Origin of the sequence: Stenotrophomonas sp. DR822 (genome assembly GCF_019793815.1) — a bacterium.
Taxonomy (GTDB): Bacteria; Pseudomonadota; Gammaproteobacteria; order Xanthomonadales; family Xanthomonadaceae; genus Stenotrophomonas; species Stenotrophomonas indicatrix.
Map to the genome: position 1 here is coordinate 421226 of NZ_CP081826.1, position 20024 is coordinate 441249.

Consider the following 20024-nt stretch of genomic DNA (forward strand, 5'->3'; position numbering starts at 1 on the left):
GTCAGGTCCTTTCCGCGCTGGCCGTTGCCAGCAGATGGTTGATCGCCCAGCGCAGCGCCAGTGGCTTGAACGGTTTTTTCAGCAGTGACAGGCCCACACTGCGCACCGCCTCGCGCGTGTCATTGCCGGTATCGGCGCTGAGGATCACCGTCGGCCGCGCGCCATGCACGGCGACGAGGCGCTTCCACAGTGCGACGCCGGTATCGCCCTCATCAAGGTGGTAGTCGAACAGCCACAGTGCCGCCTCATGTGCGGACGCGCCCAGCGCAGCGACATCACGCGCCGCGATGACATCGCAGCCCCAGGCAAGCAGCATCAGCCGCATTGCCTCCAGCGCCTCCGCATCGTTGTCGACCACCAGCACGCGGATGCCCTTGATGCTGCTGTTGCCAGCGACGGGCTCAGTGCGTGGGGCCTCAGGCGGCGCTGCACGCGCCACGGTGATGGAAAAGGCCGAGCCGCGATCCAGTTCGCTTTGCAGTTCCAACGGTGCATGCAGCAGGTCGGCAATGCGATGCGCGATGGTCAGGCCAAGACCGAGGCCCTGGCCATTGCTGCGGTCGCCACGGTGGAATTCCTCGAACACCACGGCTTGTTGCTCCAGCGCGATGCCGGGGCCGCTGTCATGCACGCCGATCGACAGTGCCTGGCCGTGCCGGCGAACGCCCAGCAGTACGCCGCCACGGCGGGTGTAGCGGATGGCGTTGGCCAGGAAGTTCTGCAGTACGCGGCGCAGCAGCAACGGGTCGCTGTGCACCCACACGCGGGTGCGCACATGGCGGAACTGCAGGCCGCGTGCCGCGGCCAGCACGGCGAACTCCTGCGCAAGCGGCTCCAGCACGGTCGACAATGCGAACGGGCGCGGATCGGCCACCAGCCCACCGGCTTCCAGTCGCGAAATATCCAGCAGGCCCGACAGCAGATCGTCGGTGGAATCCAGCGCGCCGCGAATCTGGCGCAGGAAACTGTCCAGGAATTCCGATTCGATGTGCTGCGACATGGCGTCGGTCAACAGCTGCGCCGCATGCAGGGGCTGGATCAGGTCATGGCCGACTGCGGTCAGGAAGCGGGTCTTGGCCACGTTGGCCCGCTCGGCTTCATGCACGGCCTGTTCAAGCCGGGCGGTGCGGTCCTGCACGCGGCGCTCCAGGGTTTCGTTACTGCGCTTGAGCGCGTCCTCTGCCCGCCGGAAGGCGGTGACATCGGTGAAGGTGGCCACATAGCCGCCACCGGGCATCGGGTTGCCTCGGATCTCAACGATGGTGTTGTCCGGGAAAATCCGCTCGGAAAGGTGCGGCGTGCCGCGCCGCATGTGCACCACCCGCCGCTGTAACGCCTTGTCGCGCGAGTCACCAGGGGTGTCGCCGATCTTCAGCTGTCCCAGTGCCCACGCCGTCAGGTTCGACACCGGCTGCCCCACCTGCAGCAGCTCCGGCGGGAACTTGAACAGCGCGGCGTAGCGGCTGTTCCAGGCCACCAGCTGCAGCTGCGCATCGACCACGCTGATGCCCTGGCTCATGTTCTCCAGGGCGGCCTCCAGCAGGCGCTGGTTGAAGCGCAGCACCTGGGTGGCTTCACCGACCGCGCGGGTAACAGCGTCCAGCGGCGCAGCGCCACCATCGCGTGCCGCCTCCACCAGCAGCCGCGCCATGCCTGCACCGACCACGGCGGTCAGTTCGCGCTCGATGGCAGTCACCCGGTCGTCGTCCAGCATCTGCCCGGCGTGCCCGTCCATCAGCTGGCGTGCCCGTTCCTGGCCGAGGAAGCGACCAGCCGTCTTGCGCAACGATGCAGCGGCCACCGCGTCGCGCTGCCGAGGCATCGGTGGACGCACCGCGCGCGACACCAGCACCACGGTTACCAGGTTGACGGCCAGGCTGGCGCCCATGCTGATGGCGATATGGCCCGGCTGCATGCGCAGCGAGAACATCGCCAGCCAGTGCAGTCCGTCGGGACCGGCCGACGCCAGCGGTGCAGGGAGCACCATGGGCAGCAGCACCAGCCACAACCAGACCAGCGAGCCCAGTACGATGCCGGCGATGATGGCCGGGGAGGGCGTGCGCGGACGGTACACCGCCAGCAGCACCGCCGGTGCCAGCTGCGAGAGCGCGGTGAACGACATCAGGCCGAAATCGCTGAGCGCCTCGGTGCCGCTCATCGCACGGCTGTACAGCCACGACATCAGGAACACGGCGAGGATGCCGGCGCGCCGGAAGGCCAGCACCCGCGGTCGTAGATCCGCGCCGGTGTTGAAGCCATTGACGCCGCTCAGCAGGCGCGAGCCCACACCGTGGTTGCCGAGCATGATCGACAGGGTCAGCCCGGACAGGATCATCATGCCGGTGGCGGCACTCAGGCTGCCCAGGTATGCCAGCAGTGCCAGCAGGTGATGGCCGCGCTCCTGCGGCAGGGCCAGCACGTACAGATCCGGCGTCATCGAGGGCGACAGCTGCGCGGCACCGGCCAGTGCCATCGGCACCGACGGCAGGCCGATCAACAGCAGGTAGACCGGGAACAGCCAGCGCGCCGTCTTCAGGTCCGATGACTGGCGCAGCTCGACGACGCCCACATGGAACTGATGGGGCAGGGTGAACGCGGCCATGGCACCGAGCGCCACCATGGTCAGGTAGTCCGGCACCACTGCCGGTGGCGGCAGGTGCGCCATCTTCTCAAGCAGCGGCGTGCCGGCCTTGTGCACCGATAGCGCGGCATACAGGCCAATGGCCAGCAGTGCCGTCAGCTTCAACAGCGATTCCAGGCCCAGCGCGACCACGATGCCGCGGTTGTGTTCGGTCGCCGATGCCTTGCGTGCGCCGAACAGGGTGGTGAACGCTGCCATCGTCAGCGCGAACCAGAACGACACGTCCAGCTGCCAGCCAACGGGTGCGAACTGGTCACCGAGTAGGGCGGCAAGGCCCTGGCTGACCGCTTTCAGCTGCAGCGCGATGTAGGGAATGATGCCGAACAGCGCGACCAGGGTGATGGTGATGCCCAGCCCTTGGTCGGCGCGCAGGCGCGCGACCACCAGGTCGGCGATGGTGGCGCTGTTGTGCTGCTTGGCCAGCCGCCCCAGCCGCACCAGGAACGGCAGGCCGAAGGCAAAAATGAGGGCCATGCCGATCAGTGTCGGCGGAATCGGGAAGCCCCATTGCACGCCCTGCGAGGCAGCCCCGTAGTAGGTCCACGCCGTGCAGTGCACGCCCAGTGACAGCGCGTAGATGGCTGGCCATACCTTCGACAGCCGATGCCCCTGGCGTTCCCCCCACAGGGCGACGCCGAACAGCAGCACGGTCCACGCGATGCAGGCGAACAGAACGATGGAGGGCGTCAACATCGCTCCAGTGTAGAGAGAACCGCGGCCGGCGGGCAGCCGGCCCGCCCCGCGCGGGAGGACGGTGCGGCGCTAGTCGGCGAGCACGATCAGCGACAACTGTTCGGCGACCACGGCCGTCTCGCCGGCGGGAACCACTTCCACGGTCTTGTGCTGGGTCAGCAGCCACTGCCCGGGCCTGCGCGCTTCCAAGGACATCAGCTGCGAGCGTACCCGTACCTCGGAACCGCTCGGCACCGGCGCCAGGAACCGGACCTTGTTCAAGCCGTAGTTCAGTACGTGGGCGATGCCGGGAAAACCGGCCAGGGCCGCCACGTCGTCCTCTACGGTAAGCGAGAGCAGAAGGAAGCCATGGGCGATGGTCTGCCCGCCCGGCAGGCCGGTCCGTGCGCGGGCGGGATCGGTGTGGATCCAGTTGTGGTCACCGGTGGCTTCGGCGAAGGCATTGATGCGCGACTGCGCGATGCGCGTGCTGCCGCTCAGCCGCTCGCTTGCCGCCCATTGGTGCAGGGCCTGCAGGGCGGCAGGCAGCGCATCCATCGAAACGCCGGAACTCATCGCACGCGATCCAGCAATGCCAGGATCGCGTCACGCGCCTCGGGCTCGGACAGCATCGGCGCATGGCCCACCTCCGGTACCTCAACGAGGCGGGCGTTGGGCGACGTGGCGGCCATCTGCTGCGCGACATCGGCAGGCAGGATGTCCGACAGCGCCCCACGAACCACCAGCACCGGCACGCGTGCGGTCAGCCCACGCACCGCGCGCCACAACACCGGGCGCAGCAACCACAGCAGCCACGGCCGGGTGGTGCGGATCACCGCCGGGTCGTAGTCCAGTTCCAGCAGGCCATCGCTGCGCTGGCGGAACGTGCGTACGGCCATCGCCCGCCAGTCGTCGGCGGTGAAGCGCGGAAACGCGGCCTTGCCGATGGATTCCACATAGGTCGTGGCCTGTGCCAGGTCCATCGGTGGCACGGGCTTGCCGGCGTACTTGCCGATCCGCGCCAGCGCGTCGCGCGGCACCTTGGGGCCGGCATCGTTCAGGACTGCCGCGGCGATCAGCCCGGGCGCACGCGAGGCCAGGGTGATGGTGACCAGCACCCCCAGCGAGGTGCCGACGAATACCGCCTTGTCGATGTTCTGCGACCGCAGCAGCGCCACCATGTCGTCGGCATAGGTGCGCGGGTTGTAGCTGGACCGGTCCGATGCGCGTTCCGAACCTGCGCGTCCTCGCAGGTCAACCGCGATCACCCGCCAACCCGCAGCAGTCAGCGATGCGGCCAGCGCATCGAAGTCGGCGCCATTGCGGGTCAGGCCGGGGATGCAGACCACGGTGCCGCGCGCCGGCTGCGCGCCTGCAGGAGCATGGTCACGCGCATGCAGGCGCAGGCCATCGTCACTTTTCCAGTACAGATCATCGTAAGACGGTGTCATGCAGAAGCTTCCTAGAAATCGTAACGGACGCTGAGGCTATATTGGCGCGGCGGCCCATAGAAACCAATCAGCGTGCCGACGGCCGGAATGTTGTAACCGGTGGTGCGGTACTCCTTGTCGGCCAGGTTGGTGCCCTGCAGCGAGAAGGTCCAGGCGTCGTCAAGCTTCCAGGTCACGCCGGCATTGACCAGCCCGTAGCCGTCCTGGCGGATCACCGGGCTCAGATCGGTGGTCGGCCACACTTCACTCTGGTAGCTGTAGCTCACCCGTGCGGACAAGTTGCTGCCATTGGCCAGGTCGGTGCGGTACTCCACGTTCAGCGCGCCCGAGAAGTCCGGTGCGTTGGTGAACTTCATCTGCTTGGCCACGTTGACGCCGCGGTCCATGTACTCGTCATACTTGGCATCCAGCCAGGCCAGGTTGCCGGAGATCAGCCAGTGCTGGCTGGGCAGGTACTGGTACTCGATTTCCAGGCCGTTGATGGTGCCGGCGCCAGCATTGGTGAAATCGCCGAAGAAGGCATCGTCGACACCGTCGCCGTTGGTATCGATGCCGGTGAACACCGACAGCTGGATGTCCTTGTACTTGTTGTGGAACGCCGACAGGTTCAGGAACAGGCGCTGGTCGAGGAAGGCCATCTTGCTGCCGATCTCGAAGCTGTCGACCGTCTCGTCATCGAACGGCTCGGCCGAGCGTGGCACGGCAACGGCATTGGCGCGGATGTTGTAGCCGCCGGACTTGAAGCCACGCGTGGCCAGGCCGTAGACCATGATGTCCGGGGTGATCTGGTAGTCCAGCGACACCTTGGGCGAGACGTTCTTGAAATTGGTCTTCTTGTCGAAATCGGCGGCGACCGCGATCGGACGGGTGAACGTCGCATCCGAATAGAAGCGGTTGAGCACGATCGCGCGCTTGTCCTCGTCGGTGTAGCGGGCGCCGACGTCCAGCTTCAGCTTGCTGGTCAGGTCGAACGTCCAATCGGCATACAGCGCGATGCTGTCGGTGAGCACCTTGCCGCGGGTGTCGCCGAACTGCAGGTTGAAGAAGTTGTTGCGGATCTGTCCACCGGCCTCGCCACTGAACTGGTACAGGCCCACCACGCCGCGCACGCGGCCACCGGCATCGTAGTTCAGCTGTACCTCATTGCTGAACTGGTCGTCATGATAAGTGCCACCCACATCGGCCAGCTTGACCGGCGTGCTGTCGAAGTCGATGTTCGCGTCGCTGTCCGACTCGCGCTTGGCCACCACGTACTTCAGTGCAACGTCTTCGCTGGGCCGCCAGTTCACCGTGGCCGAGGCGCCCTTGGTCTCCACGCTGTTGAGGTTGCGCATGCCCGAGCGGATGTCGTAGCGATCATCCATCGGCGGGTAGGCGCGCACGAACGGATTGGGTGCCAGCATCTTCGAACCGCGCATGCCGGACTGGTCATCGATCCAGTCCAGGGCGAACTGCACGTCGAAGTCGTCGCCCGCATACGCACCCAGGTTGAAGCGTGCAGCATTGATCTGCTTGTCACTGACCGGCTGGTTGGTGAAGGTGTTCTCGCCGAAGCCGTCACGATTCATGCTGGCCACCGCCACGCGCGCGCGCAGGCCGCTGTCGGCCCCGCCGATCGGGCCGCCGATCGCCGCCTTGGCGTCCAGCTGGCTGTAGTTGCCCACGGTGATCTGGGCGAAGCCTTCGGTCTGGGTGGGCAGGCCGCGCGAGATGTACTTGATGGCACCGCCAATGGTGTTCTTGCCGTACAGCGTGCCCTGCGGACCGCGCAGCACCTCGATGCGCGAGACGTCGAACACGTCCAGCAGCGCACCCTGCGGACGGGCGATGTAGACGTCGTCCAGGTAGATGCCCACGCCCGGGTCAGCGCCCCAGGTGGGGTCGGACTGGCCGACGCCGCGGATGTAGGCGGTGACCGTGCTGCTGGCGCCGCGCGCCGCGTAGATGGTCAGGTTGGGGACCTGTCCATCAAGGTCGCTGATGTCCTGGACGTTCATCTTGTCCAGGGCTTCGGACGTAAAGGCGGTGACGGCAACCGGCACTTCCTGCAGGGTTTCCTCGCGCTTGCGTGCGGTCACCGTGATGCTGTCCAGGTTGGTGGCCGAAGCGGTGCGGGCGGCTGCCGGCGCGCCCTGCGGTGCGTCCTGCGCCAGGACCGGCCCGGTGGCCAGCAGTGTGCCGATCATCAGGCTCAAGCAATTCCGTTTCATTCGGTCCTCCCCCAAGGCATGTACGCGGCGAATGGCCCATTGCCACCCATGGACGCTAGGCTAGCGGCGCGGTTGCGCACCGGCGAGTGGACCTAGGTCCAGTCGGCAGCGGTCGCCAGATCCGGATACTGGGCGCGTCCCCACCCGGAAGCGCCGTATGTCGCTACTGATCGTACTTGCTGCGCTGGCCTTCCTCATCCTGGTGGCCTACCGCGGTTACAGCGTGATCCTGTTCGCGCCCATCGCCGCGCTTTGCGCAGTGCTGCTCACCGATCCCTCGCTGGTGGCACCGATGTTCACCGGCTTGTTCATGGACAAGATGGTTGGCTTCCTCAAGCTCTATTTTCCGGTGTTCCTGCTGGGCGCGGTGTTCGGCAAGCTGATTGAACTGTCCGGCTTCTCCCGCTCGATCGTGGGTGCGGCGATCGGCTTGTTCGGACCGCAGCGGGCGATGCTGTCGATCGTGCTAGTGTCGGGCCTGCTCACCTACGGCGGCGTGTCATTGTTCGTGGTGGTGTTCGCGGTCTATCCGTTCGCGGCCGAGATGTTCCGCCAGAGCAACATCCCCAAGCGCCTGATTCCGGCCACGCTGGGGGTGGGCGGCTTCAGCTTCACCATGGACGCATTGCCGGGCACGCCGCAGATCCAGAACATCATCCCGACCACGTTCTTCGGCACCGATACCTGGGCGGCTCCGGTGCTGGGTACGCTGGGCAGTGTGTTCGTGCTTGCGGTGGGCATGGCCTACCTGGAGTGGCGCCGCCGCGCGGCGGTGCGCAGTGGCGAGGGCTACGGAGACCCGGCCACGCTGGTGAACGAGCCGGCGCCGTTCGCAGGCACCCATCTGGCCCACGCGGGCATTGCCGTGCTGCCGTTGCTGCTGGTGTTTGTGTCCAACAAGCTGTTCACCCTGGGCATACCGCACTGGTACGGTGCGGAGCACAGCTTCGTGCCGTCGAGCATGGGCAGCGCCGCGCCGGTGGTGCAGGGCGTGGCGAAGATCACCGCAATCTGGGCCGTGCTGGGGGCACTGCTGGTTGGCATCCTGTCGGTGCTTGCGCTGGCCTGGCGCCCGGTGGTCACCCAGTTTGCCGAGGGGACCAAGGCGGCGATCGGTGGTGCCGTGCTGGCAGCCATGAACACCGCCTCGGAATATGGCTTCGGCGCGGTCATCGCCGCGTTGCCCGGCTTCATGGTGGTGGCCAACGCGCTGGGGGCGATCAAGGACCCCCTGCTGCATGAAGCGGTCACCGTAACCGGTCTTGCCGGCGTCACCGGCTCTGCGTCGGGCGGCATGAGCATCGCCCTGGCGGCGATGTCGGAGACCTTCATCGCCAACGCGCAGGCTGCCGGCATCCCGATGGAGGTGCTGCATCGTGTTGCCGCGATGGCATCGGGGGGCATGGACAGCCTGCCGCACAACGGTGCGGTCATCACCCTGCTGATGGTCACCGGGCTGACCCATCGCCAGGCCTACAAGGACATTTTCGCAGTGACCATCATCAAGACCCTCGCGGTGTTCGTGGTGATCGGCATCTACTACGCCACCGGCTGGGTTTGACAGCGGCGTCGCAGCACCCTCTGGAAGGTCGGTCCACGAGGATTTCCGGTACCACTTCATCCACGACTCACGCATGAGGATCTGGTCATGAAATCTGGAATCGATTCAATCAAGGCGCTGATGCTGCTGCTGTGCACCTGGCTGGCCACCACGGGCGCCGCCTCTGCGGCAGACCCACCCGGGCATTGGGATGTTGGCCTGTACGGCAATCTGTTCGGTGCCCGCGAGTACCAGGTGTGGGTGCCGGCCGGCTACGACGAAACGCGGCCACTGCCCCTGTTGCTGGTGCTGCACGGCTGCGTGACCGGGCCGAACCTGATGGGCGAGGCCTCCGGCTTCAACGAGGTCGCCGACACCGAAGGCTTCATCGTGGTCTATCCGCGGCAGAACGTCACCTCCAACCCCGCACGCTGCTGGAACTGGCAGCTGCCGATCAACCAGGCGCGCGACAGTGGCGAAGCCTCCATCCTGGCCGGCATCGTGGACAAGGTGAAAGCGGGCTACAGCATCGATCCGCATCGCGTGTACGTCACCGGCATTTCCGCCGGCGGGGCGATGACTTCGATCATGCTGGCCTGCTATTCGGATGTGTTCGCGGCGGGCGCGATCCATTCGGGCGGCATGTACAAGGGCGCGACCACGATTTCCGGCAGCGCCTATGCGCTGTTGGCCGGCAGCATCTACTCACCGGACAGCAACGGGCGGCTGGCCTGGCAGTGCTCGGGCTCGCCGTCGCCGCGGCCGATCCCGGTGCTGGTCTTCCATGGCACCGCCGACGCCACGGTGAACCCGGTCAACGGGCAGCAGGCCGTGCGCCAGTTCCTGCAGACCAACGACCTGGCTGACGATGGCGTGGACAACGACTCGGTGAAGTATGTACCGACCAGTACCTTCCACGGACAGGTGCCGGGTGGGCGTGCCTACACGGTTGACTCTTACACCTATGGCGGCAGGACGCTGGTGCAGCATTACGTGGTGCAGGGGATGGGGCATGCCTGGAGCGGCAGCCAGTCCGGTTTGCCGTTCACCGATCCCAAGGGGCCCGATGCCACGTTGATTACCTGGCTGTTCCTGAAGGATCAGCAGCGCTGAGTGTGGAGGCACAGGAGCAGGGGAGGCGGCGCCAGTGTGGGAGCGGTGGGCTCCCGCACTGGCGCGCGGCCTTTGCCTCATCCATCCAAACGTGTCCCCCCCGCACGCGCACTCGTGCTCAGCCGCGGGCCAGAATCTCGTCGCGGATGATCCGTGCGCCCGCGCTGAGCGCGCGCAGCTTGCCTCGTGCTACGTCACGCGACAGCGGCGCCATGCCGCAGTTGGTGCTGGGGTAGAGCTTGTCAGCGTCCACGAACTGCAGGGCCTTGCGCAGCGTGTTGGCCACTTCTTCCGGCGTCTCGACCGTGCTGGAAGCCACATCGATGGCACCGACCATCACCTTCTTGCCGCGCACCAGCTCGATCAGGTCAATCGGCACGTGCGAGTTGTGGCATTCCAGCGAGATGATGTCGATGCTGGACGTCTGCAGCTTCGGGAACGATTCTTCATACTGGCGCCATTCCGAACCCAGCGTCTGTTTCCAGTCGGTGTTGGCCTTGATGCCGTAGCCGTAGCAGATATGGACCGCGGTTTCGCACTTGAGCCCTTCGACCGCGCGCTCCAGTGCAGCGACACCCCAATCGTTCACTTCGTCGAAGAACACATTGAAGGCCGGTTCGTCGAACTGGATGATGTCGACGCCGGCCGCCTCCAGTTCCCTGGCTTCCTGGTTGAGGATCCCGGCGAACTCCCATGCCAGCTTTTCGCGGCTCCTGTAATGCGCATCGTAGAGCGTGTCGATCATGGTCATCGGGCCCGGCAGCGCCCACTTGATCGGCTGCGTGGTGTGCCTGCGCAGGAACTTCGCGTCCTCCACGAACACCGACTTCGGACGACTCACCGCATCCACCACGGTGGGCACGCTGGCGTCGTAGCGGTCGCGGATGCGGACGGTTTCGCGCTTCTCGAAATCGACACCACTGAGGTTCTCGATGAACGTGGTGACGAAATGCTGCCGTGTCTGTTCGCCGTCACTGACGATGTCGATGCCGGCGTGCTGCTGTTCGTGCAGGGACAGGCGCAGGGCATCCTGTTTGCCTTCAATCAGGCCGTCATCCTGCAGCTTCCAGGGCGACCAGAGCTTTTCGGGCTCGGCCAGCCAGGAGGGCTTGGGCAGGCTGCCTGCGGTGGAGGTGGGGAGCAGTTTCTTCGTCGACATTGCGTCTTGTGTCCTGAGGGGCGAATGGAAAAGCGGTGGATCAGCGGGCGGCCCACTGCTCAAGCACGGCGCGGTACGGCTTGATGAAGTGTTCTTCGGTGAACCGGCCTTGCTTGACGGCCAGCTGGCTGCGCTCTTCGCGGTCGTAGACGATGCGGGTGGACGAATAGTCCTGGTGCTTCAGGCTGGGCTGGTAGACCTTGCCCGCTACGGAATTGGCGTTGTAGATCTCGGGGCGGTAGATCTTCTGGAAGGCCTCCATCGTGCTGATGGTGCCGATCAGTTCCAGGTTCGAGTAGTCGCCCAGCAGGTCACCCTGGAAGTAGAACGCCAGTGGCGCGACGCTGCCTGGCGGCATGAAGTAGCGCACCTGCAGCCCCATCTTGTCGAAGTACTGGTCGGTGGGGGAGAACTCGCCTTGCCGATACTCGACGCCCAGCATGGGATGGTTGTTCTCGGTGCGGTGGTAGGTCTTGCTGCTGGACACGCTGATGCAGATCACCGGCGGCTTGCTGAAGTGCGCACGGTAGGCGTCGGACGCCAGGAAGTGCTTGAACAGCTTGCCATGCAGGTCGCCGAAGCCTTCGGGAATGCCGAAGGTGTCCTTGCCTTCGTTGCTGGCGGGCAGCACGACGCTGAAATCGTAGTCGCGGACGTAGGAGGAGAAATTGTTGCCGACGATGCCTTCCGTACGCACGCCGGTACGCGTGTCGACGATGGTCGGCCGCAGCACCTCGATCAACGGGAACGGATCGCTGCCGTCGCTGCCATCGATGTGCAGCTCCACCGAGATGATGTCCAGCTCGACCGCGTAGCGATCCGCGCTGGGGTTGTCCCAGTGCGCCAGATCGTTGAAGCGGTTGTTGATCATGTCGAGCGTGTTGCGCAGGTTTTCCTGGCGGGATTCGCCGCGGGCCAGGTTGGCGAAGTTGGTGGTGATGCGCGTGCCGTCAGCGGGCTGGTAGTCCTCGTTGAACGGAATACGGGTGATGCTGAAGGTGAAGTTCTCGGTCGTCATGGGCGGCGTTCCGGGTTGCGGGGTGACATCCGAATGCAGGTCGCTGGCATTCGGCATTCAGAGGACTGCAGCGGCCTCGGTAGCGGCAGGGGCTGCACGATGGGAGAGCGCAAGCAGCGGCATCGCTCGCTGCACCGCCAGCCGCGCCCGCTGCATCAGGGCCTCGTTCCGCACGCAGCCATCTGCGAAATCCTTGTCGGTTGCGTAAACCCCCAAGGGCAGGGTTCGCGCCTGGAAGAAGCTGAAAAGCGGCCGCAGCTGGTGGTCGATCACCAGCGCGTGGCGTTCGCTGCCGCCGGTGGCGGCCAGCAGGATCGGGGTATCGACCAGCGCGTCCTGGTCGATGAAATCGAAGAAGTGCTTGAACAGGCCGGTGTACGAACCGCGGTAGACCGGCGTAACCACCACCAGCACATCGGCACGCTCGACAGCGGCCAACTGCCGCTCCACGGGTTCGGGCAACTGCGAGCGCCGGAGCGCACCGGCCAGTTGCGGCGCCAGTTCACCCAGTTCAATCAGGTGCTGATCGCAGGGGACGCCTTCGCCGATCAGGTCCAGCAGGTGCTCGGCCAGGGTCGCGGCCCTTGAGGGGCGCTGCAGCCCGCCGGAAACGGCGACGATACGGAGGGGGCGGGTCATCTCTTCGCTTCAGCAGGGGAGGGGCTGCTTCGGGGTGACCTGCAGGGGCGCAGTCCTGCGTGCCGGCTGGGTAGCCGCGCTGGCAGGGATCCGAAGGCATGAGCCGATGCTAGCCAGCCCTTCCCATGACGTAAAATGGTATTACTTCACCAATCCATGAGTTAGATTCATCGTCATGTTGGAGCGGATCCATCTCAGCATCGTGCAGCAGGTCGAGCAGCAGGGGTCGCTCACGGCCGCCGCCGGCGTGCTGAACCTGACCCAGTCAGCCCTGAGCCACAGCATGAAGAAGCTGGAGCAGCAGTTGGGCACCAACGTCTGGTTGCGCGAAGGCCGCAGTCTGCGCCTGACCCAGGCGGGCCAGTACCTGCTGGCGGTGGCCAACCGGGTGCTGCCGCAGCTGGACCTGGCCGAGGAACGGCTGGGCCAGTTCGCGCAGGGCGAGCGTGGCGCGCTGCGCATCGGCATGGAATGCCACCCCTGCTACCAGTGGCTGCTGAAGATCGTCTCGCCCTATCTGGCCAGCTGGCCCGACGTCGATGTGGACGTCAAGCAGAAGTTCCAGTTCGGCGGCATCGGCGCCCTGTTCGGCTATGAGATCGACCTGCTGGTCACGCCCGACCCGCTGTTGAAGCCGGGCCTGAAGTTCGTCCCCGTCTTCGATTACGAGCAGGTGCTGGTGGTGGCCAAGGGCCACGCGCTGGCGTCGGTCGAGCACGTCAAGCCCCGCCAGCTCAGCCAGGAAGTACTCATCAGCTATCCGGTGCCGTTCGAGCGGCTGGATATCTACAACCAGTTCCTGCTGCCTGCCGGGGTCACGCCCCGGCGCCACAAGGCCATCGAAACCACCGACATCATGATGCAGATGGTGGCCAGCGGTCGCGGCGTGGCCGCCATGCCGCGTTGGCTGGTGGAGGAATATGCAGCCCGCATGGACGTGGTACCGGTGCGTCTGGGTGCGAAAGGCATTCCCAAGCAGATCTACCTGGGTGCGCGTGAGGCCGATACCGGTATCGATTACCTGCAGGCGTTTGTCGAACTGGCACGGAACAGCTCCACACGCGCCGGCAACCTGCCTGGAGCCCGCTGATGTCAGCAGGCGTTGGCCGCATGGAGCCATTGGCGCAGACCTTCGTCAACGCCTTTTCATTGGAAGTCAGTGCCAAGGCCATGCCTGCGTTGCGCGCCGAAGCCGCCCGCATTGCACGGGGGACGACGATCTCCATTCCCTACCTGCCGAGCGAGGACGATGCTGCGCGACTGGCGGCGGCACGCAGGGTGCGCGAACTGGGGTTCGAGCCGATGCCGCACCTTTCCGCACGCCGCATCGGCTCGCGGGCGGCGCTGGAGCACTTCATCGAGCGTGCCGTCATCGACGCCGGCATTGAGCGCTGTTTGGTGATCGCAGGCGATCTTGCCACGCCTGCCGGGCCGTTCGCCGACAGCACATCGATCATCGAGAGCGGCATTCTCGAGCGCACCGGCATCAAGGTCGTAGGGGTGGGCGGGCATCCGCAAGGCCATCCGGTGATGACCAGCGCCGAGAGGTGGCGCGTGCTTGAAAACAAGTGCCAGCGTATCGAAGAGCGAGGCATGGCACCGCTGATCATCACCCAGTTCGCATTCGACGCCGATATCGTTCTGGCCTGGTTGAATGAACTGCGCGCCCGTGGCATCACCCATCCGGTGCTGGTGGGCGTCCCCGGGCCGGCCAGCATCGCGCGGCTTGTACGCTATGCGGCCATGTGCGGCGTCGCTGCAAGCACCTCGATGCTGTCCCGCTACGGCATCTCCATCGGCCGCCTGCTGGGAAGGGCCGGGCCGGACGTGTTCGTGGGTCGTTTGGTAGAGGGCTTGACCGAAGCCCTTGGGCAGGTCAGCCCGCATCTGTTTCCCTTCGGCGGTATCGCACCAACCATGGAGTGGGTGGAGCACTACCGGACGCGCGCAGGCGATGCGCACACGACCGGCTCACCTGTTGCCGATGAACCGTCATGACACGCATGGGGCTGTCATGGCCGATCACTGTACGCCTCTGGCGCGAGCCCGTAAGTGGCCACCCTGGCGTACTGACGCCGGTGCAGGCGGTGGCAGCGGCGGCAATCCTCGGTGCACGCACGCTGGCGCCCATTCACTATGGCATCAGCGGAATGGACAACCATGCGGAAGTGGACGACCCGCTCGGGCGGCTTCGTAAGGCAGCCGGTGACCGTGCCGTGGCCGTGCAGGTCGTCGAGCCGGGCGCGTGGCTGACACGGCCGGCGTAGTCCCGTATACGCGCCTGAATCATTCCTGGCCCTGGGAGAACCCATGAATCGAACACACTGCCCGAAGCCCATCGGCAGTGATGGCAGGTTGTCACTGACGCAGCAATCGCCCAACCACCATGGAGCCGGCATGGACACTGAAATACGGCAGCTCGAAGAAGCGCTGCGCATCGCGATGCTCACCAGCGACGTGGCCGCGCTGGATGGCCTGATTGCAGACGCCCTGATCTTTGTGGGGCCTTCGGGCGAAGTGTTTGGCAAGCAGGATGATCTGGCCCTGCATCGTTCAGGGCGCCAGAAGCTGAGCATGGCCGAATGGCAATCGGTGGAGATTGCCCTGCATGATCAAACCGCTGTTGCACTCACCACTGCGGCCCTGGCCGGAACCTTCGATGGCGCAGCCTTCTCTGGCCGCTTCAGATACTGCCGCTTCTGGGGGAAGACGGCCGGTGTCTGGCAGGTGCTGGGCGGCTCGGTTGTCGCTCTGCCCGCAGCAATGGAGACAATCGCCTAGACAGCTGCGGTGGCTCATGGCCGGGGGTGGACGTTGTTCTCCGCATCCTCCATTCCCGGGCTCACCCGGCGGCCGATGTCCTTCAGCCTTGCCAGCTGGTCGACCATCGACGGTGCATCGTCCAGGCTGCCGACAAAGGTCCACAGGTAGGTCATCACCGCATAGACGTGGCCAGGGGTCACGCCATCGGTCGTGGCGAGGCGGCCGATGGTCAAGGCAAACAGCACCGCAGCAGCCGCACCGACCACCACGAAGGCACCAGCCTCGCGATCGGACAGCAGGATGCGCAGTCGCGACAGGGTGCGGTAGTGGCGGCGCAGTACCGACGGGCCGACCCGGTCGACCAGCCGGATTTCATGCTCCAGCCGGTTGTTCAGGCGGCCGTGCAACTGCTCGTTGCGGCGAGCGAACGAGGGCAGCAACACCAGCGCACCGAGCAGGGCGATGAGGCTGGCGGCCCCAACCAGGGGTTCGATTGCCAGCAGCATCGCCGCCGCGCCGAACATGGAAACGAGCGCAGTGGCGATGATCGGCACGTGCTTCTCGAAGAAGTCGACGAACTCGCGGGCCAGTACCACGCGCGCCGCCGAGGTGGAGGTGGCCTGGCCAAGGCGCCGCTGCGCCTGCACCACGTTTACGGCCAGATCGGCGTAGATACGGGTGAAGGTGCGTGTATCGACCGCACGGCGGGCGGCGCCTACCAGCCAGAACAGCAGCACCACGCCGGCGTAGGGAATGGCATGGCCGACGTTGCCACGGATGATCGCGTCCACCGCGAAGCCGGCGAACAGCGGATAGGCCAGCAGCAGCGCATTCTCCAGCGCCACCAGCGAAAAGGTGCCGGTGAGCTGCCAGGGGTAGGTGCGCAGGATGGCTTTCAGGGTGGCGGCCGCATTCTGCTGGCCGATGCTGCCGGCTGCGACGGCCGGATCGTGTGGGGGTTTCATGGGGACCTGGGCAGATCGAGGATGGGGCAGGGGATCGATGGAGGCATTTCCCCTGATCGCTGCCAGTATCTGCAGTCCTTTGGAGGGAGCATGGAGGAGCGATGGAGATTGCGTGGAGATGCTGGCAGCGTTCAGCGACGGGCGTGCACCGGCCAGGGGAGCTCGACCCGGGGCGAGGCTCGGCATCCATCGGCAATCGAGCCCCTGCCATCGGGTATCTTAAGAGCCCTTTCCCCACCTCCCTTCAAGCGCCTACGCATGCATGCGAATCCGATGACTGTTCGAAACAGGCGATGGCTCGGCAGCTTGGTCGTATCCGCGGCGTTGTTGGCGGCAGGCTGCGCCAGCGAGAAGGCCGCAACGAAGGATCTCGGGGCGGAGATCGACGAAGTTGCCGCGACGCTGATCCAGCAGCCGCTGCTTCATTCGACCTCGATCGGCGTCGTGTACCGGGGCGAGGAATTCGTCCGTCATCGCGGCGACATGGAAACCGGCAAGCCTGGCCATCCAACCGATGCGACCCTCTACGAGATCGGTTCGTTGAGCAAGACCCTGGCCGGCACCCTGATGGCCAATGCCGTTCTGGAACACAAGGTCAGTCTGGACGACGACGTCCGGCAGTACCTGCAGGGAGACTATCCGAACCTGCAGTACAAGGGCGAGCCCATCCGCATCCGCCATCTGCTGTCGCACACCAGCGGCCTGCCGAACATGCTGCCGGAACGCGCGAACACGGTGTTGGAGGACTTCACCGATCATCGTACGCCCAGCGAACTCAACACCCTCTATGCACACTACGGCAAGGCTGATTTCTTCAAGGATCTGCACGCCGTCGAGATTGACCGGGCACCCGGCAAGGACTACGCCTACTCCAGTGCCGGAACGGAACTGACAGCGCATATCCTGGAAACCGTCTACAACAGCGACTACGAGTCGCTGTTACGCGGATTCCTTGGCGATTCCGCGGCGATGACGGGTCTCAGAATCAGACTCAGCGACAGCGAAGCGTCCCGGCTTGCGGTCGGCTATCACAGCGACAACCCGATACCGACCACGCCGATGCCACAGTTGCCGTGGGGCGCCTCCGGGAACGTGAAGGCAACTGTCCCGGAAATGGTGAAGTACCTCAGGTTCCAGCTGGCCAACGGGCCAGTGGTAAAGGAGTCGCATCGCCCTCTGGTCACGTTCGATTCGGAGTTCAGCATCGGCTACTTCTGGAACATCGTTTCCGGTGACCAGCTGAAGGGCGTCTACCATGCGCATCATGGTGGCGTACCGCGGTCGCAGTGCTACATCTACATCGTGCCCAAGTACGATCTTGGCATCTTCATCATCACCAACCAGAGCGGCGACCAGACGGCGCGCGCCATGGAGGCTGCGATCGATACGCTGGTCGAAAGAATCGCCGCGCGGGAAGCTCTCGCTGGCAATGATGTTTCCCGATAGAGAGGGTGTTTCCCAGCTGTGCGGTGTGGTGCCGAACAGTGTTGGCACCCCAGGCAGGAGCATTGCGCATTGATCACCCGTACGTTGAACAGGATTCTACTGCTCGCAGGCTTGGGGCTTGTCATTGCCCCGAACGCCCCGGCAGCAGAATCGATCCGCAGCACCGTTCCCAAGCAGGATGAAATCGATCAGGCGCTGGCACTCGTGTCCTGCAAGGCGGATCGCACCGCATTCCGGGTGTTGGCCCATCAATTGCGTGACATCGCAACCCGCGGGAAGCCATCGGGTGGCTGGCAGCCGATCGCCGGCAAGGATGGGGGTTACAGCAACGCACTGGGCGACATGCCCGGCGTTGTCGCGGAAATGAAGCTTCCAGCACCGGCTCTGGTCTTCGGTCATCCGTCCACGCGGCTGATACTGTCGCGCAGTTCCGTGGTGGCTGTCTTCGATGCAGACCTTGCTGCAGACCTCACCAAAGCGCTTTCCCTCGATGGGCCGGGGACGCAGGGCGAACCCGGAGGAATGCGCTTGGTCCAGTCAGCACCCGAAGCCCAGGGCGATGGCATTGAAGTGATGGCACTGGTGGCCCAGCGCATCGAGGCCGACCCGATGCCGATCGCCGTTGCCGGGTGTCTGTACTTCACCCAGTGAAGTGCGCGACGTTCTCATGGACGGGCCCCTTCCCGGTTTCCGATCTTCGCTCCGGGGCTGTGAACAGAGGGATTCAAGGGCGCGGACCAACCTCGAAATCCTGCGCACGTACGGGCTGTTCGATCCGCAGGAATGCCAGGCTCGGCTTGCGCGGTGAACATTAAACGTCTCGGCGCGTCCCGGTTTCAGACGCGGTTTCCATCCCTTCGTCGGTCACCACGGGAACTGGTCGCGCGTCCATCAGCAGTGTCGATGCGTTTTGCTAGGCTGGATCGATCGACCACAAGGATGAATGCTTTCGATGAATCGCTGGCTCTTTCTGCTGCTTGCCGCGCTCCCGTTCGCTGCCGCGGCCATCGTCATCCGTGATGATGTCGAAGATGGCAGGTACCGCATCGAACGATCTGACTTCGCGGCGCTGGCGGACATGTCAGGAGAGGGGCACGGCGTTCTCATCGCCCCGCGTTGGGTGCTGACCGCAGCGCATGCAGCGCCGATGGAAGGGATGGGAGCAACGATCGCGATCAATGGCCACGCGTATGGCGTTGAACGCGTATTCCTGCATCCCGGCTACCGGAGGATGCCCGAATCCCTGGGCAAGGAGGCGATGGCAACAGGAAGTCCTTCCCGGATCCATGTCTTCCTGGCGGCCTCGGATGACATCGCGCTGATCAAGCTTGCCGCGCCGGTGACCGATGCCACGCCCGTGGCGCTGTATCGGGGTTCAGCAGAGGTCACGCGGGTCGCCGTCCTGATGGGGAAGGGCGCCACCGGCAACGGTGCGGTTGGCCAGTTGCCGGATGCGCCGCGCCGTACATCCCTGCGGCGGGCCCACAACACGATTACCGGCGGCAATCAGCGGTATCTCTGGTACCGGTTCGATCCGCCGCCGCAGGGCCTGCCGCTTGAGGGGGTACTGGGAAGTGGAGACAGCGGTGGTCCACTTGTGGTCAACGACCACGGCGCCTGGCAATTGGTGGGACTCGGGTCGTGGATCACGGCCGTACCCGAGCATGCCCTTGAAGCGGGCTTCTATGGCCAGATGGTCCACAACGTTCGCGTGTCACGCTACGTCGACTGGATCGAGGCCGTCATGCGGCAGGGGGACGATAGCCTGCCGCCCAGTAAAACCGGACGCGCCAATGGCTCACTTGGAAATGGACGCCCGTAACAGGTTCGATCGTGAAATCCCGCACAAACTGGTCTGAAGCGGAGCGCGCGCAGATGTGCCGCGCTCAGCGCTCAGCGCCCCGCGCATGTCGCTGAGGTGGCCCGCGGGGCGGGCACCCGCCACACCTGTTCACCTTCCTCGTCATTGCCCACGTAGAACGCGATGCGCCCATCCTCCTCGCGGCGAAGCGTGGGACTGAACGTGATGGTGTCCATTTCGCCGCCCTTGCCGACGAAGCACATTTCACCGCCGCAGACAAAGTTCGAACCGGCCTGCTCTCCCAGCGCACCACAGTTCAGTGGCGAGGATTCGGCGCGGACCAACGGCTTTACCCGAGGCTGGATGCGCCCCTGGTCGGCCAGCTCGCAGAAATGGTCGGCGATGGTGTTGCGCATCTCGGCCTGTGAGGGCATCCATGCGGGGCAGTGGGACGGGTCGTCCTGGCAGCTGCTGGCCGGGGCGGTGGAGGCGGGCTGGGTGGACGGTGCTGCGATCGTCCCGGAAAGCGGCAGCAGGGAAGCTGCGATGGCAAGCAACAGGCGAGTGGAGACGGGCACGCGTATCTCTGGTCAGTTGAGCCCGGCA

General features: G+C 65.1%; 17 protein-coding genes. 8 read left to right on the top strand and 9 right to left on the bottom strand.

The window, feature by feature from the left end; translation table 11 throughout:
* Position 1: 1 nt before the first annotated feature.
* The 4 genes from K5K93_RS02065 to K5K93_RS02080 form a co-directional block, all read right to left on the bottom strand.
* A complete protein-coding gene (locus tag K5K93_RS02065; RefSeq protein ID WP_222389531.1) occupies positions 2-3334 on the bottom strand; it encodes a PAS-domain containing protein in 3333 nt (1110 codons plus the stop codon).
* Positions 3335-3403: 69 nt separating this feature from the next.
* Complete coding sequence (locus tag K5K93_RS02070; RefSeq protein ID WP_099842516.1) at positions 3404-3889, bottom strand: MaoC family dehydratase; 486 nt, start codon at positions 3887-3889, stop codon at positions 3404-3406.
* Positions 3886-4764, bottom strand: a complete 879-nt coding sequence (locus K5K93_RS02075) for an alpha/beta hydrolase (RefSeq protein ID WP_222389532.1) — start codon at positions 4762-4764, stop codon at positions 3886-3888. Before K5K93_RS02075 ends, K5K93_RS02070 begins: the two co-directional genes overlap by 4 nt.
* Before the next feature lie 11 nt (positions 4765-4775).
* Positions 4776-6950 (bottom strand): TonB-dependent receptor, encoded by a 2175-nt coding sequence (locus K5K93_RS02080; protein ID WP_222390934.1) that lies wholly within the window; start codon positions 6948-6950, stop codon positions 4776-4778.
* A gap of 181 nt (positions 6951-7131) precedes the next feature.
* Between K5K93_RS02080 and K5K93_RS02085 the strand changes: the two genes are divergently transcribed.
* Positions 7132-8535 carry a GntP family permease gene (locus tag K5K93_RS02085; protein ID WP_222389533.1) on the top strand — a complete coding sequence of 468 codons (1404 nt, stop codon included), beginning with the start codon at positions 7132-7134 and terminating at the stop codon, positions 8533-8535.
* An 87-nt stretch (positions 8536-8622) separates the two neighbouring features.
* Positions 8623-9627 carry a PHB depolymerase family esterase gene (locus K5K93_RS02090; RefSeq protein ID WP_222389534.1) on the top strand — a complete coding sequence of 335 codons (1005 nt, stop codon included), beginning with the start codon at positions 8623-8625 and terminating at the stop codon, positions 9625-9627.
* A 118-nt stretch (positions 9628-9745) separates the two neighbouring features.
* Here K5K93_RS02090 and K5K93_RS02095 read toward each other — a convergent pair whose 3' ends face one another.
* From K5K93_RS02095 to msuE, 3 genes are read right to left on the bottom strand one after another with little or no spacing between them, the layout of a single operon-like run.
* Complete coding sequence (locus K5K93_RS02095) at positions 9746-10786, bottom strand: methionine synthase (protein WP_222389535.1); 1041 nt, start codon at positions 10784-10786, stop codon at positions 9746-9748.
* 40 nt (positions 10787-10826) lie between these two features.
* A complete protein-coding gene (locus K5K93_RS02100; protein WP_222389537.1) occupies positions 10827-11804 on the bottom strand; it encodes a DUF1852 domain-containing protein in 978 nt (325 codons plus the stop codon).
* A gap of 57 nt (positions 11805-11861) precedes the next feature.
* A complete protein-coding gene (gene msuE / locus K5K93_RS02105) occupies positions 11862-12443 on the bottom strand; it encodes an FMN reductase (protein WP_222389539.1) in 582 nt (193 codons plus the stop codon).
* A 175-nt stretch (positions 12444-12618) separates the two neighbouring features.
* Between msuE and K5K93_RS02110 the strand changes: the two genes are divergently transcribed.
* The 3 genes from K5K93_RS02110 (at position 12619) to K5K93_RS02120 (ending at position 15224) form a co-directional block, all read left to right on the top strand.
* On the top strand, positions 12619-13533 hold the full coding sequence (locus tag K5K93_RS02110) for a LysR family transcriptional regulator (RefSeq protein WP_222389541.1): 915 nt from the start codon (positions 12619-12621) through the stop codon (positions 13531-13533).
* Positions 13533-14441, top strand: coding sequence for a methylenetetrahydrofolate reductase (locus tag K5K93_RS02115; RefSeq protein ID WP_222389543.1), 909 nt, complete (start codon positions 13533-13535; stop codon positions 14439-14441). Before K5K93_RS02110 ends, K5K93_RS02115 begins: the two co-directional genes overlap by 1 nt.
* A gap of 312 nt (positions 14442-14753) precedes the next feature.
* On the top strand, positions 14754-15224 hold the full coding sequence (locus tag K5K93_RS02120; protein WP_222389545.1) for a nuclear transport factor 2 family protein: 471 nt from the start codon (positions 14754-14756) through the stop codon (positions 15222-15224).
* Between the two features lie 14 nt (positions 15225-15238).
* Here the strand turns inward: K5K93_RS02120 and K5K93_RS02125 are convergent, their stop codons facing one another.
* Positions 15239-16171, bottom strand: a complete 933-nt coding sequence (locus K5K93_RS02125; protein WP_222389547.1) for an ABC transporter six-transmembrane domain-containing protein — start codon at positions 16169-16171, stop codon at positions 15239-15241.
* Between the two features lie 273 nt (positions 16172-16444).
* Here K5K93_RS02125 and K5K93_RS02130 point away from each other — a divergent pair, with 273 nt between their 5' ends.
* The 3 genes from K5K93_RS02130 to K5K93_RS02140 all read left to right on the top strand — a co-directional run bounded on the left by K5K93_RS02130 (position 16445) and on the right by K5K93_RS02140 (position 19439).
* Positions 16445-17617: a serine hydrolase domain-containing protein gene (locus K5K93_RS02130; protein ID WP_222389548.1), complete on the top strand. Its 1173-nt coding sequence runs from the start codon at positions 16445-16447 to the stop codon at positions 17615-17617.
* 69 nt (positions 17618-17686) lie between these two features.
* Positions 17687-18268 carry a hypothetical protein gene (locus tag K5K93_RS02135; RefSeq protein ID WP_222389549.1) on the top strand — a complete coding sequence of 194 codons (582 nt, stop codon included), beginning with the start codon at positions 17687-17689 and terminating at the stop codon, positions 18266-18268.
* A gap of 301 nt (positions 18269-18569) precedes the next feature.
* Entirely contained in the window at positions 18570-19439 is an 870-nt protein-coding gene (locus K5K93_RS02140; RefSeq protein WP_222389550.1) for a trypsin-like serine protease, read from the top strand.
* 71 nt (positions 19440-19510) lie between these two features.
* Here the strand turns inward: K5K93_RS02140 and K5K93_RS02145 are convergent, their stop codons facing one another.
* Positions 19511-19834: a hypothetical protein gene (locus K5K93_RS02145; RefSeq protein ID WP_261311902.1), complete on the bottom strand. Its 324-nt coding sequence runs from the start codon at positions 19832-19834 to the stop codon at positions 19511-19513.
* Between the last annotated feature and the right edge of the window lie 190 nt (positions 19835-20024).